The sequence below is a fragment of the Arthrobacter sp. 05N33_2 genome (genome assembly GCF_056397425.1).
Genome location: NZ_JBFTNJ010000053.1, coordinates 1 through 24,814, shown reverse-complemented (window position 1 = coordinate 24,814; position 24,814 = coordinate 1). Strand labels below are relative to the sequence as shown.

Here is a 24,814-nt window from a genome sequence, read left to right as displayed (position 1 = left end):
TGAAACCAGCCAAATAACACCAGACCACACCACGGGGTGGCGGGCCCGGCAAATTCAACCAATTCAATACAATAAATTGGTATCAACAAACTTGGCACACTATTGAGTTCTCAAACAACAGACACACCCGGCACCACCACAACCAACAATCAGTCAGGGATCGCTCCGGAGCAACTTTTCAAACTTACCCGATCTCGGAAGTCTTTGCAAATTCGCATTTCTGCGATTTACATTCATCCAAGAAGGTCCCCGCCGTTATTTAGCACGCAAATTTGCGAACCATTTTCAGGCTGTTTAGAAGGGGGTCGGTCGCTTTCTTTCCGCATCAGCGGCGGCGACTCGAAYTACTTTACACGCCGGGAGGACCCTGCACAAATCGGCCCCCTGAGGGGGTTCCATGGCGTCACATTCCCGGAACCGCGCGGATTTCGGCAGCCCTGGCCGCCCCCAAAGGCCGGCGGCCCGGCGTCGGGCTTCTATGGAGTGGGTCACACGCGCACATCACGAGGCTTTGCTCCCGGTGCCATACTCAGAGCGTGACGACGTCGTACACGTTCCGTGCCGAGCTGTGGCACTACCCCGAGCAGGCAGGCTGGCACTTCATCACCTTGCCGCCGGACCTGGCGGAGCAGCTCAAGGACCAGACCGCCCCATTCCGGAAGGGCTTCGGTTCGGTGAAGGTGAGGGCCTGCATCGCCGGGCAGCGGTGGTCGACGTCGCTCTTCCCGGACAGCAGGACCAACTCGTACCTCCTCCCCGTCAAGAAGGCCATCAGAACCGCAGCCGGCATCCACGCCGGCGATGAGGTGGACGTGGAAGTCGAACTGATTCTTGAGGGCTGACAACAGGGACTGGATTGCAGGGGTAGCTGCAGGGCGACCCGAACGCTTCTGCTCTTTGCTGCGCCGCTGCTTGAAAGAACAGTTCACCCCGCCGGAGACGCCTCCACGAAGGCCACCTGCGTGGCGTATTGCTGATACAGCTTGACGGCCTCGTCGATCTCGATGTGGCCGAAGTTCAGTGCGACCTGCAGCCCCTCCAGCTGGGCGCTGGCGGTCTCGGCTGCGCTCACACGGTCCGCCACGGAACGGGACGTGGCAAAGTTCGTGGCCAGCGCCGCGGCAACAGAGCAGATCACCGCCAGCAGACACAGCCCGCGCCAAACAACCGAGTCGTCGGCCAGGTTGAAGATGTTCGCCACCGCTTCAGTGAACCCCGTGCCACCGGCGGCGGGGCCGACCGTGAACGCGGCGGCCAGCGCGCTGCCCACGATGCTGATGCTGGCCAGCCGGGAGCGCCGTGGTCGTTCCCGGCCGAGGTAGGACTGAAGGTCCCGTTGCTTCTGGTCGATGCGGTTGGACAGCCTTTGCCGCGTATCGGATGTTTCGTCCATGATCTGGTCCCCGGTTCCCTCGCCGATCGTGTCCGCACGCCTGGAAGGTGGGACTGCCAACGGTCCACCGGTTCCCCAGGGTTCCCCAGCCAGGGCGGGATCTCCCTGCCCCGTGGCCGCTCTCCTCCCGAAACGCGCACACGTTTAGGATGCTCCCGCGCCAATGCGGGTGTCTAGACACTTGACCGACGACGCCGGTGTTCCGCGCCTATCCGGGGCGAGGAACGGTGCCCCGAGGTTCTCCCGCCGCCGCTATTCGTTCGTCGGCGCTTTCACGTCAGCCCCCGCGTGCACGGCGGTCTCGGTGGGAGGCCGCCAGATGGGCGTGCCGTCGAGTGAGAGGTCAGCCGGTGGAGCAGTCACATGGGCCGTGATCCCCTGGGACCGGAGTTCGGCCTCCAGTATGAGCAGCATCCTTTCCGCCATGCCTATCGAGAGTTCGCCTTTGGTGTCAGTCCAAATCATGGGGCCAAGTTCGGTCAGATAGACATCGGAGACGTAGTTTGGCGTGTACTGGGGGTAGTCGCCAGTCATTTCGGCGGGGCTCAGTTCCTTGCCGTTCTGGTCCACCGAATAAAAGCGCTCTCCCGCGGCATACAATGCCGCGGCGGCCTTGTCCTGGTTGTCGGTCTCGACAAGGAACCCGGGTGACGTTTCCCATCCGTCACCCAGTCCTTCCTCGTACCTCTCGCCCTGCTGGTCGAAGATGTCAGGTGCCACGGTTACGCTCACCGCGCTGTTTCCCTTCACGTTGCCTTCGTGGGCGATGGACGGGCTTGGCTGAGGACTCGGGGTTGAGGGTGCCGCACGCACGGTGGGCGAAGTGAAGGCTAGGCCTGGCTGGGTGGATCCAGAGCATCCGGCCAAGGCCAGCCCGAAAGCCATCACTACTGCCCCACAAAGATGTCGTCTTGACACGTGCCCTCCCCCGGCGCCCACCAGCCGAGGTCAGTGTAAGCCACGCCCGCCGCGCAGTCACCTAGCTGGCGGGGTCGTACTGGAAAGCGCGCACCTCCTGCGCGCAACGGCAGGCGGCCGCGATCTTCGCGGCCCACTCCAAGGCCGCATCGTACGAGGGCAGTTCCAGCACCGAGTAGCCGCCTTCGAGCTGCGTCGTCTGCGGGTAAGTGCCCTCGCTCACGGTCCCATCGCCGTCGACCATGACGGGCGGGATGCCCTCATCAATGCCGCCGCCGAACACCCAGACGCCGGCGTCCTTCGCCTCCTGGACCACCGCGTGCGACGCATCCGAAACAGCCTGCAGCTCTTCGTCAGGGAAGACCATGGCGGCACTCGGAAACGAGATCAAATATTTGGTCATTCGCGTCGACTCCTTGTTTGCAGCACGGTGAATCGCGTTCATCCTCGCCGATGCCCTCGTGCCGCGCAACGGTCTAGGCGGTCCCGCGGAGGCCGGTGCTTGCTCGCGGATCCGCTTGCGGCCGGCCGGCTCCTTTTGCGTTCCGGTGGCCGTGACGGCGAACCTGGGACCTCATGCAGCACCCGATCCGTACGGACGCGTGATTGCCTCAAGGAAATGCCCGTCAGGATCCGCGAAGTAGACGCCGCGTCCGCCGTCGTTGTGGTTGATCTGCTGTGGGCGGGACCGTCCCGGGTCCGCCCAGTAGGGGATGCCCTCGGCCTGGATCCTTGCGAAGATTCCGTCGAAGTCCTCCTCGCTGACCAGGAAGGCGTAGTGCTGCGGGGCGATGGGCCGGTCCGCCGTGGCGAAATCGAGGGCCACTCCGTGGTCCAGGGGCACGGTCATGAAGGACCACATGGCTTCGGGTTCCGGCAGTCCGAGCACGTTGGCCAGGAACTTCGCCGACCGCCGCTTATCCGTTGCGTAGACGATGGTGTGGTTGAAAGCGACCGTCATGGCGACCTCCTCCGGGGTGGTTGTCTGAGACCATCTGACATCCGTCACTCTTCAGATTCAAGAGCGCCAACTACGTCCCCGGAACCTTCATGGCGCCAGTCTCAGCGGGGAAAATTTAGGCTGCGATCACGACGGCGGCCCATGGCCCAGTCCTCGAGGGGAGCCCTTGACGGGCACTGTCATACTGACGCCATGGCAATCCGAATGACACGGCGTGGAACGGTACTGCTGCGGTACGGTGCCGCGGCTGTCCTGCTTGTCGCTGCCCAGCTGGCGGGCTTTTGGTTCCACTCAGCCGGCAATTACGAAGGCACCGCGAACGTTCCGCTCGCCGAATTTCCGGAGGACGTGGACGTTTTCTACGTTCTGACCTTCGCACCCTCCATCATCGGACTCAAATACCTGGTCTACGACTTCGCGGTTAGGGCATTTACGAAGAGCTACAAGACTCCTGCGCTGCTCGTCTGCTTCTTCGTCGGCTACGCGGCCGCATTGGCCATCGACGCTGCCTGCCTATTTTCGGCGTCAAAGCCAATAGCCGATGCAGGGTTTGCCATCATGGGCGCGATTTTCCAAACTCCGTTGGTCCTCTTCGCATTTGGGACCGCAATCGCCGCGACGGTCCTTTTAAAAGACCGGCCTCCTCAGACCGGGGCTACGCAGGCCCCGTGAACGGACGCGGCGGTCACCCGAGCACCCCGCCACGAAGCGCTGAACTCCACAAAGGCACCGCACGACGTCGGGCCTGACCCCCGCCTCCCATGCTGGAAGCGGGGGTCAGGCCCGTGCGGTTACTAGCGGGGGGCTGCCGGGTTTCGGTCAGCGCAGGGACTGCAGGGACGCGTACGGTTCGCTGGGCAGGTTGCCTGCCATCCAGGGGCGGGTGGACCGGATGGGAGGGGTGTGGCCCCGGCCGTCGCGGACGACCGCGACTATGGTGGCGACGGCTGCGAAGACCAGGAGTCCGGCGAGCAGGATAGCGGCAAATTCCATGTGAAGAGCACCTCGGGCGAGTGATGGAGCTGGTTGTTGGGGCTGATGATGGATCAGGTTGTTGGGCCGGAATCCCGGGCGATCGGTGCGGGTTTAGTTTGCGACTGGGGTTCAGGTTTCCGGTCCTTTTGTGGGGACATGTCCAGTTTCCGCACCCACCGTGTGAGCCACCGTGTGAGCATTTTCCGCTTTGGTTTCCGCCCGCTTCCGGCTCCCTTCGGCTCCGATCATGCGCCGGCCAGGCGCCGTCGCTCTCCCGCCGCACGCTCACCGTCTGCCCCTCCCGCTCCCCCACCAGCGGCGTAGCATGACTCATATGGCCGAGACTTGGATTCGGCTCCTCGGTCCGCCCAGGATCGAGTCCGTTGGCACCGCACCCCGGCAGCCCCGGGGCCGCAAGGCGTGGGCTGTGCTGGCCTACCTCGCGCTGCAACCGGGCGGCACCGGCCGGGCCCGGACGGCGGCCCTCCTGTTCCCCGACGCCGAGGACCCCCTCGGCGCCCTGCGCTGGAATCTCTCCGAGCTGCGCCGGACCCTCGGCGCGGATTCGGTCGGCGGCGACCCGCTGCGGCTCGTGTTGCCGGCCGGCTGGAACTGCGATGTGCTGGCGGCCCTGCAGCCAGCCGGCGGCGCCGACCCCCGCACCTTCGACGGCGACCTCCTGGAGGGACTCGCCTTCGAAGAATGCCCGGCGTTCGAGTCCTGGCTGGAGGACCAGCGGCACCGGCTCGAGAACGCCGTCCTGACGCTGCTCTACGAGGCATCGCTCGCCGCGCTGGCGGCCGGAAGGGCGGACGACGCCGTCGACCTCGCCACCCGCGCGCTGCACCTGGACCCCTTCAACGCCGACTGCCACGCCGTGCTGATCAAGGCCTTGCTCGCCCTGGGTGACTACCGGCGGGCGCGGGAGCAGGCCGACAAGTGCCGCGAGCTCTACCGCCGGGAGCTCGGGCTCGGCGTGCCGGCGGAGGTGCGCCGGGCACTGTCCGACGCTGCGCCGGCCGCGGAGCCGGGGCTGCCGGCCAGTTCGGCCGCGGTGCGGTCCTACCTCGACGCCGCCGAGGCGTCGCTCTCGGCAGGCTCGGTGGACCGCGGGCTGGAGCAGCTACGCCTCGCAGCCGAGATCGCGCAACGGACCGGGGACCATCATCTGCTCGCCGAATCCCTGGTCACACTGTCCGCGGCGCTGATCCATCAGGCCGGCGGCCGCGGCGCCGAGGTGGCCGATCTCCTGCACAGAGCTTTGAAGTCGGAAGGGTTGGACCCGGAGTCGCTGGCGTCGGGGGCACGGAGTCCCGGGCGGTCGGCGTCGCGGGTGGCGGCGGCCGCGTACCGGGAGCTGGGGTACCTGTCCGTGCAGCGGGGCATTCCGGACCGTGCGGCCGGCTGGCTGGAGCAGGCGGCCCGGGCGGCGGACGGGTTCGACGACGAACGCTCCAGGATCCTGGCCATCCAGGGCATGGCGGCCTCGGACACCGCGCACTACGGTGAGGCGCTGGCGGCTTTGGCCGAATCGAGCCGGCTCGCCACCGCCGTTGGCGGCCGCCGCCTACTGGCGTTCAGTACGGCCCTGACCGGCCGGGTGCATCTGCTGCGCGGGGATTTGGAGCCGGCGGCTGAATGCCTGGACCGGGCCCAGGAACTGATCGCAGCCGAGCACTGGACGGCGTTCGAACCCTTTGTCGCCGGGCTCCGCGGCGAGACGTTCCTCGCCGCCGGCCGGCTGGAGGACGCCGCTCCGCTGATCGACCGCTCGTGGGTGATGGCCGACGTCGCCGGCGACCACTGCTACCTGACCCTGGCCGCCGGGGCCAAGGCCCGGCTCAGCATGGCGCTGAATGACCAGGCCGCGGCCGAATCCTGGCTGAAGCGAGGGCTCGACACCACGCCCTGGTATCTCTGGTACCGGGCGCGGCTGCTGGACACGGCCGCCGAGGTCGCGATCGACGCCGGCTCCCCCGCCGCCGGGGACTACGCCGACCGGCTGGGCACCATGGCCAGCCGCGGCGCACTGCGCGAACTGGTGGTCCGGGCGCACTCGCACCGGGCGGTCCTGGGTGATGCCGCCGCCGCGGAGACCATCCCGTGGCTGGCCAAGGACATCGACAACCCGGCGCTCAACACGTACCTGGCCCGGCGCGGGCAGCTCTGATCAGCTGCGGCGCGAGGCGGCAGCGGCGCGTGCTGTGGCACCGGGCGGCAGGGGCGAAAGACACTGCTGACTCGACGGGCGCCTGGTGCTACGGTAGCGAAATGTCAGCAACCTTGGTTCGCCCCAGACGCGGCAAAATCTTCGCAGGCGTGTGCGCTGCCTTGGCCGACCGTTTCGAAGTCCCCCGGGCATTTGTCCGGCTCGGGTTCATGTTCTTCGGCCTGTTCGGCGTGGGCGAGTTCGTCTACATCGCATTGTGGATCCTCATCCCCCGGGATGACTAGCCGCCGGGCAGGACCGCACCGAGCGCAGCTTTCATCGCTGGAATTGAGTAACCCCCTCCATCGCGCTGCCCCGTGCCCTAGGATCGCGGTATGGCGCCAACCGAGGACTTGTTCGAAGGGCAACCGTCCGGGATGCCGGAGCCAATGCCTCGGGGCAGGGCCCTGTATCAACCTGCGGTGGGCGAACCGGCCAAGGTCAGGCATGTGGGCGGCTATGCCCCGTTCATCGAGTTCTGCATCGGCCGCGGAGTCCGGTCCGAAGAACTGGCCTCCGATCCTGAGCGGCTCATTTCGTTCCTGCGCACGTTCGGCTCCTATTTTGAAAACGACAGCACACTCAGTGCCGCGGCGGCCGTTTTCGCCGGGAACGCCATCGCCCGCCTGAGACCGGACGCGCACTGGGCCGCCTACGAAGGTGCACCTTCCACGGTGGGAAACCGCCAGCGGCAGTTCGACGTCGACCGTCTGCTGGTGGCTGTGCGCAGCGCGGACGAAGAATCAGTGCGCGGGTTCGTTTCCGCGCTTCTGGACTGGGCCAGGGAGGAAGTGGATGAGTCTCCGGCAATGCGGCCCGTTCCGGTACCACCGACGGCAGGACAGCCCCGCTATGTCCGGCCGGACCTGCCGACGACCACCTACTACGCCCCCGGTGGAGAACCCATTGCCTACGGCCGGCAGTGGGGCGTTGAGGGGCCCGATCCTGATTCCTACAGCGTGGACAGCCACCCCGAGCGTTTCGCCGGACTCCACATCGTGGCACGGGCCCTGATCGACCATCTGGCTACCGCGTACGACGTCGAGGTCCATGAGGATCCGGTCCACGCCAGGGACCTGCTGATCGAGGTCCGGGACGTGTTGCATGCAGTTCGGGTCACCCCGCGGCGTTCCGGAGCGGCGCCATTGACGTTTGTGCTGACCGGCTACCCGGGCGTCGTGGTCCACGCCGGCGTGCTGCACGACTTCCCGTTTCCCCTGTGCGGCTGCGACGCGTGCGACGAGACGGCTGAGACAACAGCGGACCGGATGGAGCGGGCGGTGCTCTCGGTCGCGGCCGGCGGATACGCCGAACGCTACCCGGTTGGCAGCCGGCAGTGGAGCGAATACGCACTCAGCGCGTTCGACGGCTCGGGTTCGGAAAGCGGTAGTGGCGAACCGGGCCCCGTCGCCGCCGCCCGACTCGAGGAGGCTGAGATCCGGCTGCGGGATGTAGTCGGCTCGTGGAGTCCGTGGCCGCTGCGCGGGAGCTGAACTCCGACGGCGGTGCCGCACCGCCGTCGTCGTACTGCTCTTGGGAGCACAGGTGGGTTAAACAAAAGCAGGGCCCGTCCGAAGACGGGCCCTGCTCGAAACCTAACGGTCCCGGGTATCTAAAAGGAAATTAGATAGCCTGGATGTTGGTGGCCTGAGGGCCCTTGGGGCCCTGCTCGGTTTCGAAGGAGACCTTCTGGTTCTCTTCGAGGGAGCGGAAGCCGGAGGAGTTGATCGCAGAGTAGTGTGCGAAAACGTCCTGTGAGGAGTCATCGGGGGAAATGAAGCCGAAGCCCTTTTCAGCGTTAAACCATTTGACGGTACCAGTAGCCATTATTTTTGTCCTTCGTGAAGGTGGAGGAACTGTCCCGACTTTCGGGTCCTCCTGTTTGGGGTGCTCAAAACCGCTGCTTCAGAAGAACATGGACTTTCGACCATGCGTACTGCCTGAACTACGAACTGCATAAACACAACAACAGGATCAACCATACAGGAGATTCCGGACACCATTTACCACCGCCTGATTGGCGTACCCATGCCCAAGCCGAAAGGCCCTGGCTATCTATCGTGTGGATCGGCATCTGGTCAGCAGTCAGGAAGTCATCGACCACGGCTGCCAGCCCCGCTTCTCGAGCTGGTGACCCTCCACGCCGGGGAAGGTGAAGGTGCGTTCCAGGTTTGGCTGTGGCCGCGTATTGGGGTGGCGCTGCGTCCCGGGGATCCGTTACCGCCGCGCACGGCGGGGACGGGTCCACCGGCGGGCGTAGCCGAACCCTTCCGCAATGGACGGTTTAGAAGTTAATCTGGGCCATGGGAATGTTGATTGGGATCGTGATCTTCCTGATGCTCTGGCTCGGCGTGTTGCTGGCCTGCATAATTCTCCCCACCGTGGCCCTCGCTAGGTATAACCGGAGGCGGTCGCAGCCACTGGCACTGGAGCCCGAGTGGCCGCCACGGAGGGCGAAGTACGCCCCGCCCCCTGTGGTCAGGCTTGAGTCCAAGGTCAGACCAACCCGTCAGCAGATCGAAGCGGCCGGCCCGGTAGTGGAGCCCAAGTGGAACGGGACCTACAGGTGGTGCGTCGGCCAGGATAAGAAAGCCTAGGACCGCGACTTCAAGGACGCCGAGCAACTGGCAGAGGCCAGGCTTGCCCCGCCGGGCCGGGGTCCTACATTTTGAGTAGGACGGCCGCGCCCGGATCACGGAGCCGGTGGCAGATCTCACCTGACGACCGGTCGTCACAGTGAAGGCCCCGCCGGAGCAGGGCCTTCAGAACGAATCGGGCGGGCAAGTACTTGCAGTGCCTCGCGCGGCCCGGCCACTCCACTCAAGACTTCCGAGCGGTGGATCGACTGGCGCTAAGACCGAAATGACTGCCAGAAAGCCAATCGATCATTCGACGGGGAACATCGCTCTCGCGGTGCGGCCTATCACGTTCGTCATGGTCGCATCCACCGCGCCGCCGATCACTCCACCGACCAACGGTATGCCCTTCGCCAAAGTCACGACCGCACGCTTCGAGCCGTACTTGGCCAGGAGCATGAAACCGGCCTTCTTATTAATCTCGCGAATCAGCACGATCGGGAGCTGCTTGATCGCCTGAATTGCCACTTTCTCTCCAACCTTGATGCCGAATGCCTTCACGATCTGCTGTGCGTTCGAGCCCACCGCGATGAGCGTTGCCACTGTGCGAACGTGCGGATCCTTGGGGTCGTACCCACGCAGGTAGGCGATTGCGCCGGCGAGACGTGCATTGATCACGAGTGCGCCCGCCATGTTCGCGGGAACGGTCACTGGCATGGCGATGAAACCACCGAGCCCGGTCACGAAACCGTTGACACTGGCCGCTTCGACCGACTCGATGATCAGCCTTCTGATCGCCTTCTCGATATCGTCGCGCTCGTACGGCCTGACTTTCCGTGTCGGGTCGGCGTTGGGCTCGTAGCGGGCTCCTTGGACGCGAGCCAGCCGATCCTCCGCCCACGTGATCGAGCCTGTCAGGGGACCGACACCCGTGTCGATCACTTTGCCAACCAGCTTCAGGAGCTGCCCGGACGCCTTATCTGCGGCAGCTGTTGGCGCCTCCTCGAGCTGCTCACTCGGGTAGCCGGACTCGGGCGGCTGGTTGTAAGCGGGATGGGACACTTGAGACCTTTCGACGGTGCTGACATGATGCGGGGGCATCCCGCACATACCGCACACGACGGTGAACGTCCCCCGGCATGAACATACAGCCATACCCCGAGGGTGCGAAGAACGAGGGTGGCGCGCCCTGCAATGTTTCCGGGAAGTCGTATGACGGGAGCCGCACACTTTCACGACCCATGACCTTTGATCCCTAAACAGCCTGACCGCCGCAGGAGCTACGTTCGTCAGCACCCAGGACCTGTTCCGCAGAGGTCGTTGCCGCTGCCGTCGGCGCCGTCAGGGAAAGTCGAGCTTTCTCTCCAGCTCAAAAAGATGAGCGTCGGAACCGGTGGTCGAAGTGGCAGCGACTGCAGGCCGACCGCCTGTACCGTGCCCCGCCGCGGGCATATCCTGCAGGAAGACCAGTCCGTGACCGCCAACTACCGGAGGAAGATCCATGGAAATGCCGAAAGCGTCCGATGCCGACAAGGAGCATTTCCGCGCGGTGCTTCCCGACCATCCCGAGGTGGTCGTCAAGCCGATGTTCGGAAACCTTGGGGCGTTCGTGAACGGCAACATGTTCGCCGGCCTGTTCGGGCCCACCATCGGTGTGAAGCTGGGCGAGGCGGACAAAGAAATGCTTGAAAGCACCGAGCGGACCGTCCCGTTCGGGCCGGCCGAGCGTCCGATGGGCGGCTACACCGGATTGCCGGAGATCTGGAACGCCGAGGGCGACGGCGACGAGGCGCGGGCCAAAGCCTGGGTGAAGAAAGCATTCGAGCACGTGGCCGGACTGCCGCCCAAGGAGCCGAAGGTTTCTAAGCCCCGGCCCAAAAGGGTGGAAAACTAGGGCAGGACAACACTCACCAGTTCTGACCGGCTGCCGGTCTCCAGGTCCTCGGTAAGGGCCAGCGCACCGATCTGCGGGCAGTGATACTTATACTCCCGGGAGTTCTTTTCCAGCGGCGTCCAGTCGTAGACCTTGACGCAGTCGGTGTACGTGCCTGACTTGGTGGAGACTGTCTCGCCGGTAGCTACGGTGTCCCGCATGTCTTCCGCATTACCAACGTAGAACTCCTGCCTGTAGGAATCGCCGACGCGCTGCTCGGCCTTCATCCAGATGCCGGCTTTTGCGCCGTCTTTTCCATGCAAAAAGCTGCCGGAGTGGTTCACCAACATTCCATTCGAGTAGTTGTCCACGTCCTCGCCGAAGTACCACACGTCGCCGTTTTTGTGTTGCGCCAGATAATCGCGGGTTTCCTCCACGAGCTGCCCGTTCTTGTACTCCTTGTCCAGATAGACCACCGTCTCAACACCGTCTATGGTCCTCGTCTCCGGCAAGATTTCGATCTCGATCCTCTCGGTGACTCTTCCTTGCTCGGCGGTCTCGTAAGTCAGTTTCTTGCCGACAGGGAGCGCGAAGTATTTGTTGGTGATTTCGGTGGTGAAATCTGCTGGGTTGATCTGCGGGTTGTACTCCGCGGCCCCGTTCTTTTTTGTGTTGTCGAAGGCAAATAATGTCACCCCGCCAACAACCAGCAACAGAACGATCACACCAAAGAAGATTTTGGTTCGTCGATTCATGACCGTTCCCCCTCCTTCTGAGTAGAAATTCCTGTAGGGGGTCAGAGCACCGTTGCTTGCCCATGGCCATAGAAAAAAGCTAGCGCAGTCGGCACTGAACCAGAACACCCTCGGCGAAACGCCCCGCTTGGAGAGGCGCCGCCTCCCCGAAGCGCCAGCGAAGGTACGATCTGTCTCAGCGAGCGGGACGCCGCCCGTCTTCATTTGCCGGAGTCTTTATGGGGGAGACCAAATGATTGAATTGAAACGCATCTACTGGACGCGCCAATTACTCCGGTTCGCCATGGCAGCGTTGACGGTGTGGATCTTCGCCGGAGCCATCCTGTCGCTCGTGACGCGTTCCGGGAACGCAACTGCGGTACGACCCCCCACGACCGTCACAGCCATCTTTACAGGGATGTTCGACGGCGTGCTGGCGGTCGTCGCGCTCCCTGGCGTACTCGCCGTCGTCCTGACCATTAGCGCGTCGGTAATCCGGGCGAGGGACGTGAAGCGCCGCGATCCGGTCCGGCGCTTCAGCCGCCAGCAGCGCCGCGAAGGCATGTCGCGGGCAGAAGGCCAGTGCGAGCTGGAGGCCGGCTTCCGCCGCCGTTGTTCCCGCCATGCGGAACACGGTGACCATTTCTACCCGTGGTCCAAGGGCGGATCTACCAGCCTGCGGAACTTCGTCGCCGCGTGCAGCAGGTGCAACCGCGCGAAAGGCGCCCACATCCCGTCGCCAGGCCAGCGGGAAAGACTGGAACGACGACGGCGGACGTACGTAACGCTTGAGGATGCGGTCGCCGTCGGGGAACGGCAGCCGTTTGCCTAAGTTGTAGGCGATACGTCGAGCATCGGTATGTGTTGTCGCCCTGCCTGTCCCAGATGTCCCGGATCCGCTGACAAGGGGGACCTCACCGAAAATTTCGCGAACCCTTCCTGAATATGAAGGGCGCCATCGCGACACGCCGATTGCAGGTCACGACGGCCCGGCATGCCTTTGTAACACTGAACTCCGAGCCTTGACCACACGAAAAGGAGCCACCCCCTTGGAAGCAGCAGCAGTGACCACGTGGATGTTCGTCGACGAATGTCCGATTCCCAACGACGTCGCGGAACTAATGGTGCCGGGCGAGCAGCCGGTGGCCGCGTACAAGACGTTCCGGGATAGCGCCATCTTTACAACCAAGCGCATGATCGTCCGCGACGCCCAGGGCCTGACTGGCAAGAAGGTGGAGGTGTACTCGCTGCCCTATTCCCACATCAACATGTGGTCATCAGAGAACGCCGGGAGATTTGATCTCGATGCAGAGCTGGAGCTTTGGACCCGCGCCGGGCATATCAAAATTAAGACGGGTAAGAAGGTGGATGTGCGCCGCCTAGACATGCTGATCGCGCATTCAGTCCTCGGCATCCAGCACTAACGCGGATCTTCTTCCACTAGAAATTCGGCACCCCCGACGCAGTCCAACCCCTGCGACCCGGCAACGGTAAGAGGACGCGCAATTCGTGTCCTCTTACCGGTTCCGCGTTCAGGCCGTACTTCTCTAGGGATTCCGGCTGCAGGTGCAGGAAAGGACTGCCCAGAATCTGCTGTAGGCGGTGGCCCTGCGGACATATCCTGCCAACAAAGCCAGCCCTGCACCTTGGCTACGGGAGAAGAACCATGGAGACCCGACGGCCGCCCGACATGCGGCTCCGCAAAGCGTCAACACCCTTGTCATCGGGGCCGGGCAGGCTGGCTTGGTCACGAGCTACTGGCTGAACCGGAGCGGCGTCGAACATCAGTTGCTGGAACGGCGCGAAACGCTTGGCGGGGCGTGGCAGGACCGGTGGGACGCGTTTTGCCTGAACACACCGAACTTCTCGCTCGCGCTGCCGGGCATGCCGTATGACGGCCCCGCCCCGGAAGCATTCATGCTGCGAGATGACCTCATCGACCATTTCCGGCACTATGCGGAGAGCATCGACGCTCCTGTCCGAACGGGTGCGGATGTCACGCGTATCGCGCCCGCGGATGGCGGCGGCTTCAACGTGGCGACAACCCAGGGCAGCTGGGAGGCCCGGAACGTGGTGCTCGCTACCGGCGGCTACCAAACGCCGAAAATCCCCGCACTGTCGGCGCAACTGCCCAGCCACATCCTGCAACTTCATACCGACAGCTACCGCAACCCGGGCCAACTGCCCGGCGGTGCCGTGCTCATCGTCGGAACCGGCCAGTCCGGCGGCCAGATCGCCGAGGAACTGCTCGCCGTCGGCCGCGAAATCCATCTGGCGGTGTCCACGTGCCCGGAAGCACCGCGCCGGTACCGCGGCCAGGACCTCCTCTATTGGATGATGCAGCTTGCACAATTCGGCCCCGACTACGGACTGAACGGCCTCACCGTGGGGCAGCTGCCCTCCCCCGCGGCGAGGTTCGCCTGCAACCCGCTGGTGTCCGGCGCCGACGGCGGCCACGACATCCACCTGCGGGACCTCGGACGCCGCGGCGTCCGGCTGCACGGCCATTTGGAAGCAGCCGACGACGGCGACCTCGTCTTCAGTGATGATTTTCCGGAACGCCTGGGCCAGGTGGAGGCGGCGTTCTACGAGCGGATGAAGCCGATGTTCGACAGCTATATTGCCGCCACCGGCATGTCTGCACCGGAGCCGGAGCCGCCGCGCAAGGACGACTGGCTTCCTTCGGAGCCGGCGCGGCTGAACCTCGAAGCCGCCAACGTCACGTCGGTCCTCTGGGCGACGGGCTACCGGCTGGACTTCAGCATCTTGGACATCCCGGTGCTGGACGAATGGAACTACCCACGGCACCACCGGGGCGTCACCGAACACCAGGGCTTGTACGCCGTCGGGTTGCCGTGGCTGACCGGGCACGGCTCGTCCATCGTGGCGGGCGTGGGCCGCGATGCCGAGTACATTGCGCAGCACATCGCCGGGAACATCGCCGCCCAGTGAAGGCGACGTTCCAGAGGGGGGCTACCCGGTCAAGGACCGTCGAAGTCCACAGGTGCGGCGAGGCCGGCCGAGCTGAACCACTCCCTGGCCCATGCCTGGATCGAAGGTATCGCCAGTTGCTCGGCAACAAGCTCCGGCGGCCCGTCGAACACGGACTTCCCCTCCTCCAGGAGGTCCCCGGTGCCGCTGCCGGCGAGGAGCCCGAAGAGGGCAGGCTGGTCGAGGAAGGGAAGCTTCCCGCCGCTGCCGTCGGTCAGCACGCCCCAGCGCGAGGTGAACAGCGAAAACTCCTCCGGACGTTCCCCATGGTCCGGCGCGAGCGGGCAGGCTTCGCCGTCGACCTGGATCCGCCGGTAGTTGGGCTCCGTTTCGTCGAGGGCCATCAGTTGGACATCGTCCAGCCACGACAGCCAGACCGCTGTGCACTCTGCCATCAGCGGATACGGGGCGGCGGCGATGTAGCCGGCCTTGCTCACGTGGGCGGAGTGGCCAACGGCGATGTTGTGGAGCTGCCCCCGGATCAGCGGCAGGACCGCGCTGACAGGCTGGTGGTAGCTGGCGAATTTCCGCCGCATCACTTCAGCGCTTGAATTCGAGCCGATGGAGACCACCAGGGAACGGGCTTCCAGCGGTGCCGCGCCGGCTTGCGCGAGGGCTTCATCCAGCCCGGCTGAAAGCTCAAGCGGCCGGAACTCAYCGCCGTCCATGACACCGGAGGCCACGGGTGGGTCCCATGGATACAGCAGCGGATCGAGATGGCCGGCGCCGCCGGTCCGGTTCAGTCCCATGGAGTCGGCCGGGTGAAGCCGTCGGGATCCTGCTGGACTAATCAAGGTGGCCCGCTTTCGTGGTTCGGGACTTCCAGTGTCCCGCACTTTGGGGGGAATTGGACCTTCGGCGCCCACTTCGGCCAGCCCGCGCCGCTTCGGTGCGAGGCCATTCCTGCGATCGGGGCCGGCTCGAGGTTAACGGTCAGCTCTGACATGAACCGGCCACGGCCTACACTCAGACTTGTGGCTACATATGAACCTGCCGAACTCGCTCGGGAACTCGGCTATATCAACGAGGATCGACAGGGGAAGATCGTCCGGGATTATCTACGCAAGAAATACGCGGACCACCCGAAGTACCAGCGGTGGGTGCTCGATGAAGTCCAAGCCGCCGACGTCCGCCTCAACGTTCCTCGGAACCGCTGACTTATCGCTCCCGATTGCCGATCGGTAACCGACATTTGGGCTGACGATTTAGCGCTGCCAACACGCCGCCGCTTATTGCTGCGATTCACACTTCAGCGCCGACAACGGTCAGCGCAATACGCAGCGCTGAGCGGGCAGCTATTTTTTGCGAGAGGGTCGCATATGGTCCCAGATGACGTGATCCAGCTGGGAGGGATTGACGCTAAGGTGTTTGGCTGCTGCCTTGACTGCGGCGCCGGCATCGATGGGATCGATGGGATCGATGGGAGGATCATCCCTTGTGATTCCTAGAACAGCGGCTCGCGACCCTGTGCGGCAAGCAGGCGGTTACAGTCGACCCGGACCCAATCCGGGACTTCGGCAGTCAGCATGAGGTATGTATCCCCCGAAGCGCCCAGCGTGCCCGAGCCACGCTCCGAATAGTGGCCATCGCACAAGTACGCGCCACCCTTCGTTCCGTTCATCTCCACGATGGCGTCGTATCGGGCGTCCTGGCCACACAAGTCGCACTTAGGAAGCACTGAATCGACGTAGACGTCGCCCAGTTTCGGACTAGACATGAGACGTTCTTCGTCCACAAGCTCATAGATGTGGGCCAACTCGTGGAGCACATGTTCCGCGGGCGGCGCCACGAGCTTCCCATCCAAATCCCTGGCCGGCCAGGCCATGGCATGAAGGTTGACGTGATCGGATACCGAAACAAAGGCCGCTTTCAGTCGCTCGTCGGCGGCTAAGCCTTCAGGTAGGTCAAGTGGCTCGTCAGGCAGTGGCAACAGCGGGTCCGGAAGATTCATGAAGCTGAGTCTAGTCATCAAGACTTGCATGGCATGGGATTCGAGACATTTTGGTTTGCGAGACACCACACCGGCCAAGGCTGAGCACGGCGACCATTTCTATCCGTGGCCCAAGGGCGGATCCACCAGCCTGCAGAACTTTGTTGCCGCCTGCGCCAGATGTAACCGCGCGAAGGGAGCGGGGATCCCGTCGCCGGGCCAGCAGGGCAGGCTCGAACGACGACGGCGGGACTCGTCGTTCGCGAAGGTCGGGTCGTTGTCGGCGAAAGACAGCCGCTCCCGTAGCAGGTGCCACGCTTAGTCTTGGCGAACATTGCCTTCGTCTGCGGTGGCTTCCCGGCGCGCAGATCGATGACGCTTGCCATCGCCGCTAACAAGGTCTTGTCCAAGTCTGGCTTCAAGGGGGTTCACATTGCCGGACATGCACTCTTCAGGCAGATACCCTCTCATGCATCACCGAATTCGACTGGGCACAGGTCATATTGACGACCCTTGTCCCAGCCATCATCGGTGTCATGGCTGCTGTTCTAGCAACTTGGATCGCAAACAGTCACCAGCGTGCTGAAGCCTCCAAGCAGCGCCAAATTGTTGCTACGGCTGCCATTATGCGTTCTGCGTACGACATGGTCAGGAGTAGCCACGGCAACAAGGAAGAAATGCGCCACGCTTCGGAATTCGAGATCTGCAACCAGATACTTTCAGTTGAGCTGGAGACGCCCGCGGGTAAAGCGTTTGTGGAAGAACTGAACGCATGGAGACAAACTATCGCAGCTAACTGCCGCGGTCTTCAGGAATTGGATCCCCGACAGGATCACAGCCCTCGCAGCGCTTCCCCGGAGCCTTACGAGCGCTGGTTCAATTGAGCACCAACCTCGAACGGCAAGCCCCAGCTCCGTCTGTGCAGCACCGCCCCTCACTGACCTTGGAGTACCGAATGAAGACGCCGGCCTCAATCGAGCCGATGATAGTCCGCCTCGACGGTCCCGTAAGGTGAACCAGGTTAGAGAGTTTCGTGATAAGTTTCGGCTGAGTGAGCCCTGAACTAGCAGAGGTTCTAGATTCTGCCGGGGCGCCTGTGAAGATAATCGACAACGTCAACGACCTGCTCGGTGACGACCTCAAGGCCAAGGTCACAACCGGGTCCAAGGTGCGGATCGCCGCTTCGACGTTCTCGATCTTCGCCTTCGAGGCTCTTCGCAAAGAACTCGAGCAGGTCGATGAGCTCGAATTCATTTTCACTTCGCCTTCGTTCCTGACGACTCAAGTGACCGGCAAACTCCCCAAAGAGCGGCGCGAGTTCTTCATTCCCGCGGACGGTCGAGCCGAATCGAACCTGTACGGATCCGAGTTCGAGGTTCGACTCAGGAACAAGCTCACCCAGCGAGCAATCGCGAAGGAGTGCGCCGACTGGGTGCGCCGCAAGGTCACGTTCCGGTCAAACGCGACTGGAAACCCGATGCAGCAGTTCGCTGTCGTGGACAACGATGCCGCATACACGCCTCTCCAGGGTTTCACCACCGCCGACCTTGGCTACGAGCGCGGCAACGCGGTCTCGAACATGGTGCAGCGCATCGACGAGGCCCCGATGACCGCGCAGTACATGCAGCTGTTCGACCAGATCTGGAACAACGCGGAACAGCTCGATGACGTCACCGAGGCGGTCTACGACCATATCGCCAGCGTGTACGCAGAGAACTCCCCCGCGCGCATATATTTCCTGATCCTCTACAACCTGTTCGCAGAGTTCCTGGATGAGATCAACGAGGACGTGTTGCCTAACGACCGCACCGGTTACCAGGACACGAAGGTCTGGCAGAGCCTCTACAACTTCCAGCGCGACGCGGCGACGGGGATCATCAACAAGCTGGAGACCTACAACGGCTGCATCCTCGCTGATAGCGTCGGCCTCGGCAAAACGTTTACCGCTTTAGCGGTGATCAAGTACTACGAGCTGCGCAACAAGTCCGTGCTAGTGCTCTGTCCGAAGAAGCTCGCCGAGAACTGGACGAACTACAACGCCAACCTCACGACAAACATCTTTGCCGCCGACCGGTTTAACTACGACGTCCTCGCCCATACCGACCTCTCGCGCACCGGCGGCGAGTCTCTCGGCTTGCGACTGGACCGGATCAACTGGGGCAACTACGACCTGGTGGTCATCGACGAGTCGCACAACTTCCGCAACGCCGACTACGCCGAGGAGAAAGAGTCCCGCTACCAGCGGCTCATGCGAAGGGTCATCCGCGAGGGCGTGAAAACCAAGGTGCTGATGCTGTCGGCAACCCCCGTAAACAACCGGTTCAACGACCTGAAGAATCAGCTCCAGCTCGCCTACGAGGGTGAGTCGGAGAACCTTGCCCAGCACTTGAACATATCGACGACGGTCGAGAAGGTCTTCAGCGACGCCCAGCGCGTCTTCAACGAGTGGTCCAAGCTCGCCCCGGAGGACCGCACGAGCGAGCGCATCCTTCAGATGCTCGACTTCGACTTTTTCGAACTCCTCGATTCGGTGACGATCGCCCGGTCACGCAAGCACATCCAGGCGTTCTACGACACCACACAGATTGGCGCCTTCCCCGAACGGCTGGCCCCAATGTCAATCCGTGAACCACTGACCGACCTGGCGGACGCACCGAGCTTCAATGAAATCTTTGAGCAGCTCCAGGCCCTCACTCTCGCCGTTTACACGCCGCTGGCTTACTTGTTCCCGAGCAGGATCAGGAAGTATGAGGACCTCTACAACGTCACCGCAGGCAGCGCCCGTTCCAACCTCGGCCAGCAGGGGCGCGAGCGGGGCCTGAAGAAGCTCATGACCGTGAACCTCCTCAAGCGGCTGGAGAGTTCGGTTGAGGCGTTCCGGCTGACGCTCGCGAAGATAGAGGACTCCGTAGACCGGACGCTGCAGCGCCTGGACTCCCACGCGGGCCCACTCACAGAGCTCAACGCCGATCTAACAGGTCTCGACTTAGACGTGGATGACGAGGACGACGCGAACTTCGAGGCGCTCTCGTACGGCGATAAGATCAAGATCGACCTCGATGACCTCGACATAGAGTCCTGGCAGCGCGACCTGTGGAACGACCGGGAGACCCTGCGCGAGCTGCTCGACGAGATGCGCAAGGTCGTCCCGGCCCACGACCTGAAGCTCCTGAAGCTCCTGAAGCTCGTCACCGACAAGTCGACACATCCGATCAACCCGAGCAACCGCAAGGTGCTGGTGTTCTCGGCCTTTGCCGATACTGCCAACTATCTCTACCGCGAACTCGCCCCGGCCCTCCAAAAGGCCGGCCTGGAGACGGCCGTTATTACGGGCGGAAGCCATGGCTCGAAGACTACCTTGGGTACGGGGTTCGACTACCAGCAGGTTATGGCGATGTTCTCCCCGCGCTCGAAGCAGCGTCACCTGACCATGCCGAAGGAAAAGCGTGAGCTGGACGTGCTCATCGGCACGGACGTGATCAGCGAGGGACAGAACCTTCAGGATTGCGATTACCTGATCAACTACGACATCCACTGGAACCCGGTCCGAATTATCCAACGCTTCGGGCGTATCGACCGCATCGGCTCCATCAACGCGCGGATTCAGCTGGTGAACTTCTGGCCCGACATCTCCCTTGACGAGTACATCAACCTCAAAGAGCGCGTCGAGAACCGCATGGTCATTGCCGACCTCGCGGGCACCGCGAACGACAACGTCCTCAACGTCGAAGACTCCGACGCCGCGTTCCGCAAAGAACAGCTCCGCAAGCTCCAAGACGAGGTCATCGAGTTGGAGGACGTCCGCACCGGTGTCTCCATCACCGACCTTGGCCTCAACGACTTCCGGATGGACCTGCTCGGCTACATCAAGGAGTACGGCGATATTGCCACGGCCCCGAAAGGCCTCCACACCGTCATCCCCGCCGACCCCGCCAGCGGGCTGAAGCCGGGCGTGATTTTCGTGCTGCGGAACCTGAATACCGACGAGAACATCAACCGTGGCAACCGGCTCCACCCGCATTACCTCGTGTACCTGGACGACGACGGGAACGTCCTCGCCGACCATACCGAAGCCAAGCACCTGCTGGACCTCATCCGGGGGGGATCCCGCCCCTACGACGAACCCGTCACCGACGTCGTGCACGTCTTCAACGCCGCTACGAGTGAGGGCGCCGAGATGGGCAAATACTCCGCACTGCTCACGGATGCGATCCACTCGATGATCGACGTCACTGAGGAACGGGACATCGACAGCCTCTTCAGCGGGGGCCAAACCACGGCCCTGACCCAGACCATCGCAGGTCTGGACGACTTCGAACTGATCGCTTTTATCGCCGTCGTCGACCGCGCACAGGCGGTGCCCGTCGATGACTGACCTGCTGTACCGGTGGCCAGTCGCGGCAAAGTTTGGCAGCCGCGTGCCGAAGGAGAAATTCTACGAGCACGGCATCGTCACCAACACCGTCCGAGAGAGATTCGTGTCCGAGGTCCAGCGCATCACCTGGGCCTACAAGCTCGCAGAAGTCACGATCAACCTCCCCGGCAGCCCTGTGGTGCCAGAGATTCAGGTCTTCCAGATCGACGCTAAGATGGACGACGTGTCCCAGCCGGTGCTGACTGCGATCGACAAAGCGATCCCGTTCCCGGTGCTATTCGAGATCGCCCGCGGCGATGGCGCCAATCGATCCGTGCGCATGATCGCAGCACACAAGCAGCTTCGCGTTGGCGCTCCCAAGCTCAGCGCCTACTACTCGACCGGGTGGCAGCCCGCCGACACGGAGCGGCAGCCCCTCCCGACCGCGATCACCCTGCACGCCCTCTACACCGCACTGTTGGACCCGATAACCCCAGTGTCGAGCCGGCCGGGCGAGGAAGTGTCCGAGCTCGCCGTTAGACTACAGGCCGTGCACAGGCTCGAACGCGAGATAGCCGCCTTGGAGCGCAAGCTCCGCACCGAGCCGCAACTCAACCGCAAGATCGAGCTGCGCCGCACTCTCAAAACAAAGCAATTAGAACTGGAACAACAGAGGTAACTATGGAGAAACTGCGCATGACGTCGCCGGACCTGACAGACGCCAACATCGACAAGCTTGCCGACCTGTTTCCTTCTGTCGTTACGGAGGCCGTCGACACCGAGGGCAACATAAAGAAGGCCATCGACTTCGAAGCGCTACGTCAGGAACTCGCCGACCACATCATCGACAGTTCGCGAGAGCGGTACCACATCGACTGGCCGGGGAAGCTTGCGGCCGAGTTTGCTTCGAACGCGCCGATCGCAAGAACCCTGCGTCCGCTAGCTGCCGAATCAGTGAGCTTCCACACCACCAAGAACCTCTTTGTCGAGGGTGACAACCTCGAGGCGTTGAAACTGCTCCAAGAGTCATACCTCGGCAAAGTCCGTTTGATCTACATCGACCCTCCGTACAACACCGGCAGTGATTTGGTATACAAAGACGACTTTGCGTCATCACGCGACGAGTACCTCAAGGCATCGCACCAGCTCAACGAGGAGGGAGAACGTCTCCTGACCAACACGGAGGCAAACGGTCGATTCCACTCAGACTGGCTGAGCATGATTTACCCGCGGCTGCGCCTCGCGAAGCGATTCCTAACGCAAGACGGCGTCATCCTCGTCAGCATCGACGACTCGGAGCAGGCGTCGCTGCGACGTCTCATGGACGAGGTCTTCGGCGAGCAGAACTTCATTGCCCAGCTCGTTTGGGAGAAAGGTCGAAAGAACGACGCCAAGTTCTTCTCCAGCGGACACGAGTACGTGCTCGTCTACGCAAAGTCGAAGTCATACCTCCGTGAGCAGCAGACCGCGTGGCGGGAGGAGAAGCCTGGCGCCCGGGAAATTTGGGATGAGTACCTTCGTCTCCGGCAGCTTCACGGCGCCAATGACTCGGCGGTGGAGAAGGACTTGTCGGCGTGGTTCACCTCCTTGCCGAAGAGTAACCCCTCGAAAAAGTGGGCGCGATACAAGAGAATTGATCAGCACGGACCGTGGCGCGACCGCGACATCTCTTGGCCAGGCGGGGATGGGCCGCGTTATGAGGTTCTCCACCCCGTTACCAATCTGCCATGCAAAATACCGGATGGAGGGTGGCGCTATGCCAACCCATCGGAGATGCAGCGGCAGATCAAACTCGGATTGGTCGAGTTCCGTGCCGATCACACCGAGCCTCCGTTTCGTAAAGCCCACTTGCGTCCCATTGCTGGCGAAGATGCTGACGGCGTCTCCGGTGATGACGAAGAGCCTGATACGAGTGCGGAACTCGCAACTCAAGTCAGAGGAACTTACTTCTACAAGCAGTCGCAGGTTGCTGTGAAGCACCTCCGAGAATTGATGGGGGCGAAGGTCTTCAATAACCCAAAAGACCACGCCGAACTCTCACGTCTCTTCGAGTACGTCCTTGGTGGGCGGGACGGAATCGTCATGGACTTCTTCGCGGGCTCGGGAAGCACAGCAGAGGCGGTCTTCGATGTCTGCGCTCGGACGGGACTCAATTGCCAGGTGATTCTTGTCCAGCTTCCGGAATCGTTAGAGGAGAACCTTAAGTCGGCTACTGGTGCCGCCAAGACCACGATTAAGAACGCGATCAAGTACCTCCAGACGGCCGAAAAACCGCTTAACATCGCGGAACTGACAAAGATTCGGATCACAAAAGCAGGGGAACGGGCGCTCACCGAACGCAAGTCCGTGGACTGGAACGGGGACATCGGATTCCGAGCATTCAGGGTCGATTCGAGCAACCTCGCCGACGTCGCCACAACCCCGGACGCAGCGAGCCAGGGGTCACTCCTGGACCTTGTCGAGACGATCAAGGAAGGACGAACGAACGAGGACGTCCTGTTTGAAGTCCTGCTCGACTGGGGTCTCAAACTCTCGTTGCCGATCGCTCGTGAGACAGTTGAGGGCCACGAGGTCTTCTCGGTCGATGACAATGCGCTAGTCGCGTGCCTAGACGGCGAAGTCGACATGTCCCTGGTGCGAGCGGTCGCACAGCGGCACCCGCTCAAAGCGGTCTTCCGCGACGCAAGCTTCCTGAGCGACACCGACCGAATCAACGCCGACGAAATTTTCCGTGAAGTATCGCCCAACACTGAGGTCCGGGCGATCTGACCATGAAGCTGAAATTCAAGGTCCAGGAGTATCAGACGGCAGCGGTCAAGTCCGTCGTCGACTGCTTCAGAGCAATCCACCGACAGCCGTTCGCCGACGGCATCAGGTACAAGATCGATCCGGGTAAGGCGGGCGCCATTCCGATTCCTGACGCCAACGCACGAGTCGCCCTGCCGGGAATGTCTCCGGACGTGTCACTTGCTTCAAAGGAACTTCGGCCCGGACTCCGCAACACGGAACTACACCTCAGTCCGACCCAGTTGCTTGAGAACATCCACGAGGTTCAGAAGCGGACCAGCGGTCTGATGCTCTCGCCGGATCTCGTTAACAGCCCAGCGGCAGCCCTGAACCTAGACGTCGAGATGGAAACTGGTACCGGAAAGACCTACGTCTACATCAAGACGATCATGGAGCTGCATCGCGCCTACGGCTGGTCCAAGTACGTCGTTGTCGTGCCGAGCGTTGCGATCCGCGAAGGCGTCAAGAAGTCTTTCGACATCACGGCTGAGCATTTCCTGAGCGAGTACGGTCACCAGGTGCGGGCGTTCGTCTACGACTCAGACCACCTCGAAGAGGTGGAGACGTTCTCGTCCGACGATGGCATCCAGGTCATGATCATCAATGCCCAGAACTTCAACCGTGACGCCAAGAAGGCCGATGCGGATACGGGCAAGGGCAAGTCGGCCGGATTGAAGATGTTCAAGGAACTCGACGCCTTCAAGTCGCGCCGGCCGATCGACGTGATCGCCGCGAACAGGCCAATTCTTATCATCGACGAACCGCAGCGCCTCGGAAGCAACCCCAGGAAGCCGAGCGAGACGCTGAAAGCACTCGGACGATTCAACGCACTCTTCGCGCTCCGCTACTCCGCCACGCACGCGATCGAACACAATAGGGTCCATCGGCTCGATGCACTTGACGCGTACAAGGCAAAGCTGGTGAAGAAGATCGCGGTGCGAGGCATCAGCGTGAAGGGGCTCGCCGGTAGCAGCGCCTACCTGTACGTCGATGGGATGGAGCTTGGAAGGGGCGCAGACTTCCCGAAGGCTAGGGTGGAGCTTCAGGTTCAGACCAAGGGCGGCCCCATCGTGTCCAAGATTGTAAGGGTGCAGAAGGGATCGCGCCTCCACG

26 protein-coding genes and 1 pseudogene are annotated in these 24,814 nt (G+C 62.7%); 17 read left to right on the top strand and 10 right to left on the bottom strand.

Going from position 1 to position 24,814, the window contains the following annotated elements; translation table 11 throughout:
- Positions 1–536: 536 nt before the first annotated feature.
- Positions 537–842, top strand: a complete 306-nt coding sequence (locus tag AC1DHX_RS16400; protein WP_476859803.1) for a DUF1905 domain-containing protein — start codon at positions 537–539, stop codon at positions 840–842.
- A gap of 83 nt (positions 843–925) precedes the next feature.
- On the opposite strand, the gene AC1DHX_RS16395 is transcribed toward AC1DHX_RS16400, so the two are convergent.
- The 4 genes from AC1DHX_RS16395 to AC1DHX_RS16380 all read right to left on the bottom strand — a co-directional run bounded on the left by AC1DHX_RS16395 (position 926) and on the right by AC1DHX_RS16380 (position 3,272).
- On the bottom strand, positions 926–1,393 hold the full coding sequence (locus tag AC1DHX_RS16395; protein ID WP_476859802.1) for a hypothetical protein: 468 nt from the start codon (positions 1,391–1,393) through the stop codon (positions 926–928).
- A 252-nt stretch (positions 1,394–1,645) separates the two neighbouring features.
- Entirely contained in the window at positions 1,646–2,125 is a 480-nt protein-coding gene (locus AC1DHX_RS16390) for a hypothetical protein (protein WP_476859801.1), read from the bottom strand.
- 247 nt (positions 2,126–2,372) lie between these two features.
- The gene (locus AC1DHX_RS16385) at positions 2,373–2,714 is read right to left on the bottom strand and encodes a YciI family protein (RefSeq protein ID WP_476859800.1); all 342 of its coding nucleotides are present in this window, start codon (positions 2,712–2,714) and stop codon (positions 2,373–2,375) included.
- A 171-nt stretch (positions 2,715–2,885) separates the two neighbouring features.
- Complete coding sequence (locus tag AC1DHX_RS16380) at positions 2,886–3,272, bottom strand: VOC family protein (protein ID WP_476851688.1); 387 nt, start codon at positions 3,270–3,272, stop codon at positions 2,886–2,888.
- A gap of 192 nt (positions 3,273–3,464) precedes the next feature.
- Between AC1DHX_RS16380 and AC1DHX_RS16375 the strand changes: the two genes are divergently transcribed.
- A complete protein-coding gene (locus AC1DHX_RS16375; RefSeq protein WP_476859799.1) occupies positions 3,465–3,944 on the top strand; it encodes a hypothetical protein in 480 nt (159 codons plus the stop codon).
- 147 nt (positions 3,945–4,091) lie between these two features.
- Here the strand turns inward: AC1DHX_RS16375 and AC1DHX_RS16370 are convergent, their stop codons facing one another.
- Positions 4,092–4,265: a hypothetical protein gene (locus AC1DHX_RS16370; protein ID WP_476859798.1), complete on the bottom strand. Its 174-nt coding sequence runs from the start codon at positions 4,263–4,265 to the stop codon at positions 4,092–4,094.
- A gap of 316 nt (positions 4,266–4,581) precedes the next feature.
- Here AC1DHX_RS16370 and AC1DHX_RS16365 point away from each other — a divergent pair, with 316 nt between their 5' ends.
- From AC1DHX_RS16365 to AC1DHX_RS16355, 3 genes are all read left to right on the top strand, one after another.
- Positions 4,582–6,417 carry an AfsR/SARP family transcriptional regulator gene (locus AC1DHX_RS16365; RefSeq protein ID WP_476859797.1) on the top strand — a complete coding sequence of 612 codons (1,836 nt, stop codon included), beginning with the start codon at positions 4,582–4,584 and terminating at the stop codon, positions 6,415–6,417.
- A 101-nt stretch (positions 6,418–6,518) separates the two neighbouring features.
- Positions 6,519–6,701 (top strand): PspC domain-containing protein, encoded by a 183-nt coding sequence (locus AC1DHX_RS16360; RefSeq protein WP_223915840.1) that lies wholly within the window; start codon positions 6,519–6,521, stop codon positions 6,699–6,701.
- A gap of 177 nt (positions 6,702–6,878) precedes the next feature.
- Complete coding sequence (locus AC1DHX_RS16355; RefSeq protein ID WP_476859796.1) at positions 6,879–7,949, top strand: DUF6226 family protein; 1,071 nt, start codon at positions 6,879–6,881, stop codon at positions 7,947–7,949.
- Between the two features lie 130 nt (positions 7,950–8,079).
- On the opposite strand, the gene AC1DHX_RS16350 is transcribed toward AC1DHX_RS16355, so the two are convergent.
- Positions 8,080–8,283, bottom strand: coding sequence for a cold-shock protein (locus AC1DHX_RS16350; RefSeq protein ID WP_011690916.1), 204 nt, complete (start codon positions 8,281–8,283; stop codon positions 8,080–8,082).
- A 476-nt stretch (positions 8,284–8,759) separates the two neighbouring features.
- On the opposite strand from AC1DHX_RS16350, the gene AC1DHX_RS16345 reads away from it, so the two are divergent.
- Positions 8,760–9,053 carry a hypothetical protein gene (locus tag AC1DHX_RS16345; protein ID WP_476900244.1) on the top strand — a complete coding sequence of 98 codons (294 nt, stop codon included), beginning with the start codon at positions 8,760–8,762 and terminating at the stop codon, positions 9,051–9,053.
- Between the two features lie 288 nt (positions 9,054–9,341).
- Here AC1DHX_RS16345 and AC1DHX_RS16340 read toward each other — a convergent pair whose 3' ends face one another.
- Positions 9,342–10,094 (bottom strand): EcsC family protein, encoded by a 753-nt coding sequence (locus tag AC1DHX_RS16340; RefSeq protein ID WP_476859795.1) that lies wholly within the window; start codon positions 10,092–10,094, stop codon positions 9,342–9,344.
- A gap of 439 nt (positions 10,095–10,533) precedes the next feature.
- Between AC1DHX_RS16340 and AC1DHX_RS16335 the strand changes: the two genes are divergently transcribed.
- Positions 10,534–10,926: a TfoX/Sxy family protein gene (locus tag AC1DHX_RS16335; protein ID WP_476859794.1), complete on the top strand. Its 393-nt coding sequence runs from the start codon at positions 10,534–10,536 to the stop codon at positions 10,924–10,926.
- Here the strand turns inward: AC1DHX_RS16335 and AC1DHX_RS16330 are convergent.
- Positions 10,923–11,660 carry a hypothetical protein gene (locus AC1DHX_RS16330; protein ID WP_476859793.1) on the bottom strand — a complete coding sequence of 246 codons (738 nt, stop codon included), beginning with the start codon at positions 11,658–11,660 and terminating at the stop codon, positions 10,923–10,925. The two genes, AC1DHX_RS16335 and AC1DHX_RS16330, sit on opposite strands and share 4 nt — an antisense overlap.
- Before the next feature lie 232 nt (positions 11,661–11,892).
- Between AC1DHX_RS16330 and AC1DHX_RS16325 the strand changes: the two genes are divergently transcribed.
- The 3 genes and pseudogenes from AC1DHX_RS16325 to AC1DHX_RS16315 all read left to right on the top strand — a co-directional run.
- Positions 11,893–12,471 (top strand): HNH endonuclease, encoded by a 579-nt coding sequence (locus AC1DHX_RS16325; protein ID WP_476859792.1) that lies wholly within the window; start codon positions 11,893–11,895, stop codon positions 12,469–12,471.
- 217 nt (positions 12,472–12,688) lie between these two features.
- The gene (locus tag AC1DHX_RS16320) at positions 12,689–13,063 is read left to right on the top strand and encodes a PH domain-containing protein (protein WP_476859791.1); all 375 of its coding nucleotides are present in this window, start codon (positions 12,689–12,691) and stop codon (positions 13,061–13,063) included.
- Positions 13,064–13,346: 283 nt separating this feature from the next.
- A pseudogene (locus AC1DHX_RS16315) lies at positions 13,347–14,591 on the top strand (flavin-containing monooxygenase); the annotation flags it as partial.
- A 29-nt stretch (positions 14,592–14,620) separates the two neighbouring features.
- Here AC1DHX_RS16315 and AC1DHX_RS16310 read toward each other — a convergent pair.
- Positions 14,621–15,424, bottom strand: coding sequence for a hypothetical protein (locus AC1DHX_RS16310; protein WP_476900243.1), 804 nt, complete (start codon positions 15,422–15,424; stop codon positions 14,621–14,623).
- 180 nt (positions 15,425–15,604) lie between these two features.
- Here AC1DHX_RS16310 and AC1DHX_RS16305 point away from each other — a divergent pair, with 180 nt between their 5' ends.
- A complete protein-coding gene (locus AC1DHX_RS16305; protein WP_476859789.1) occupies positions 15,605–15,787 on the top strand; it encodes a hypothetical protein in 183 nt (60 codons plus the stop codon).
- 287 nt (positions 15,788–16,074) lie between these two features.
- On the opposite strand, the gene AC1DHX_RS16300 is transcribed toward AC1DHX_RS16305, so the two are convergent.
- Positions 16,075–16,581, bottom strand: a complete 507-nt coding sequence (locus tag AC1DHX_RS16300; RefSeq protein ID WP_476859788.1) for a hypothetical protein — start codon at positions 16,579–16,581, stop codon at positions 16,075–16,077.
- On the opposite strand from AC1DHX_RS16300, the gene AC1DHX_RS16295 reads away from it, so the two are divergent.
- From AC1DHX_RS16295 to AC1DHX_RS16270, 6 genes are all read left to right on the top strand, one after another.
- A complete protein-coding gene (locus AC1DHX_RS16295) occupies positions 16,580–16,882 on the top strand; it encodes an HNH endonuclease (protein ID WP_476859787.1) in 303 nt (100 codons plus the stop codon). The genes AC1DHX_RS16300 and AC1DHX_RS16295 overlap by 2 nt on opposite strands.
- A gap of 214 nt (positions 16,883–17,096) precedes the next feature.
- Positions 17,097–17,444 (top strand): hypothetical protein, encoded by a 348-nt coding sequence (locus AC1DHX_RS16290; protein ID WP_476859786.1) that lies wholly within the window; start codon positions 17,097–17,099, stop codon positions 17,442–17,444.
- Positions 17,445–17,656: 212 nt separating this feature from the next.
- Complete coding sequence (locus tag AC1DHX_RS16285) at positions 17,657–20,935, top strand: helicase-related protein (RefSeq protein ID WP_476859785.1); 3,279 nt, start codon at positions 17,657–17,659, stop codon at positions 20,933–20,935.
- Positions 20,928–21,593 (top strand): DUF4391 domain-containing protein, encoded by a 666-nt coding sequence (locus AC1DHX_RS16280; RefSeq protein WP_476859784.1) that lies wholly within the window; start codon positions 20,928–20,930, stop codon positions 21,591–21,593. The genes AC1DHX_RS16285 and AC1DHX_RS16280 overlap by 8 nt, the downstream gene beginning before the upstream one ends.
- A 2-nt stretch (positions 21,594–21,595) precedes the next feature.
- On the top strand, positions 21,596–23,683 hold the full coding sequence (locus AC1DHX_RS16275; RefSeq protein ID WP_476859783.1) for a site-specific DNA-methyltransferase: 2,088 nt from the start codon (positions 21,596–21,598) through the stop codon (positions 23,681–23,683).
- 2 nt (positions 23,684–23,685) lie between these two features.
- Positions 23,686–24,814 (top strand): DEAD/DEAH box helicase family protein (locus AC1DHX_RS16270; RefSeq protein WP_476900242.1); only part of this gene is annotated, 1,129 nt, incomplete at its 3' end.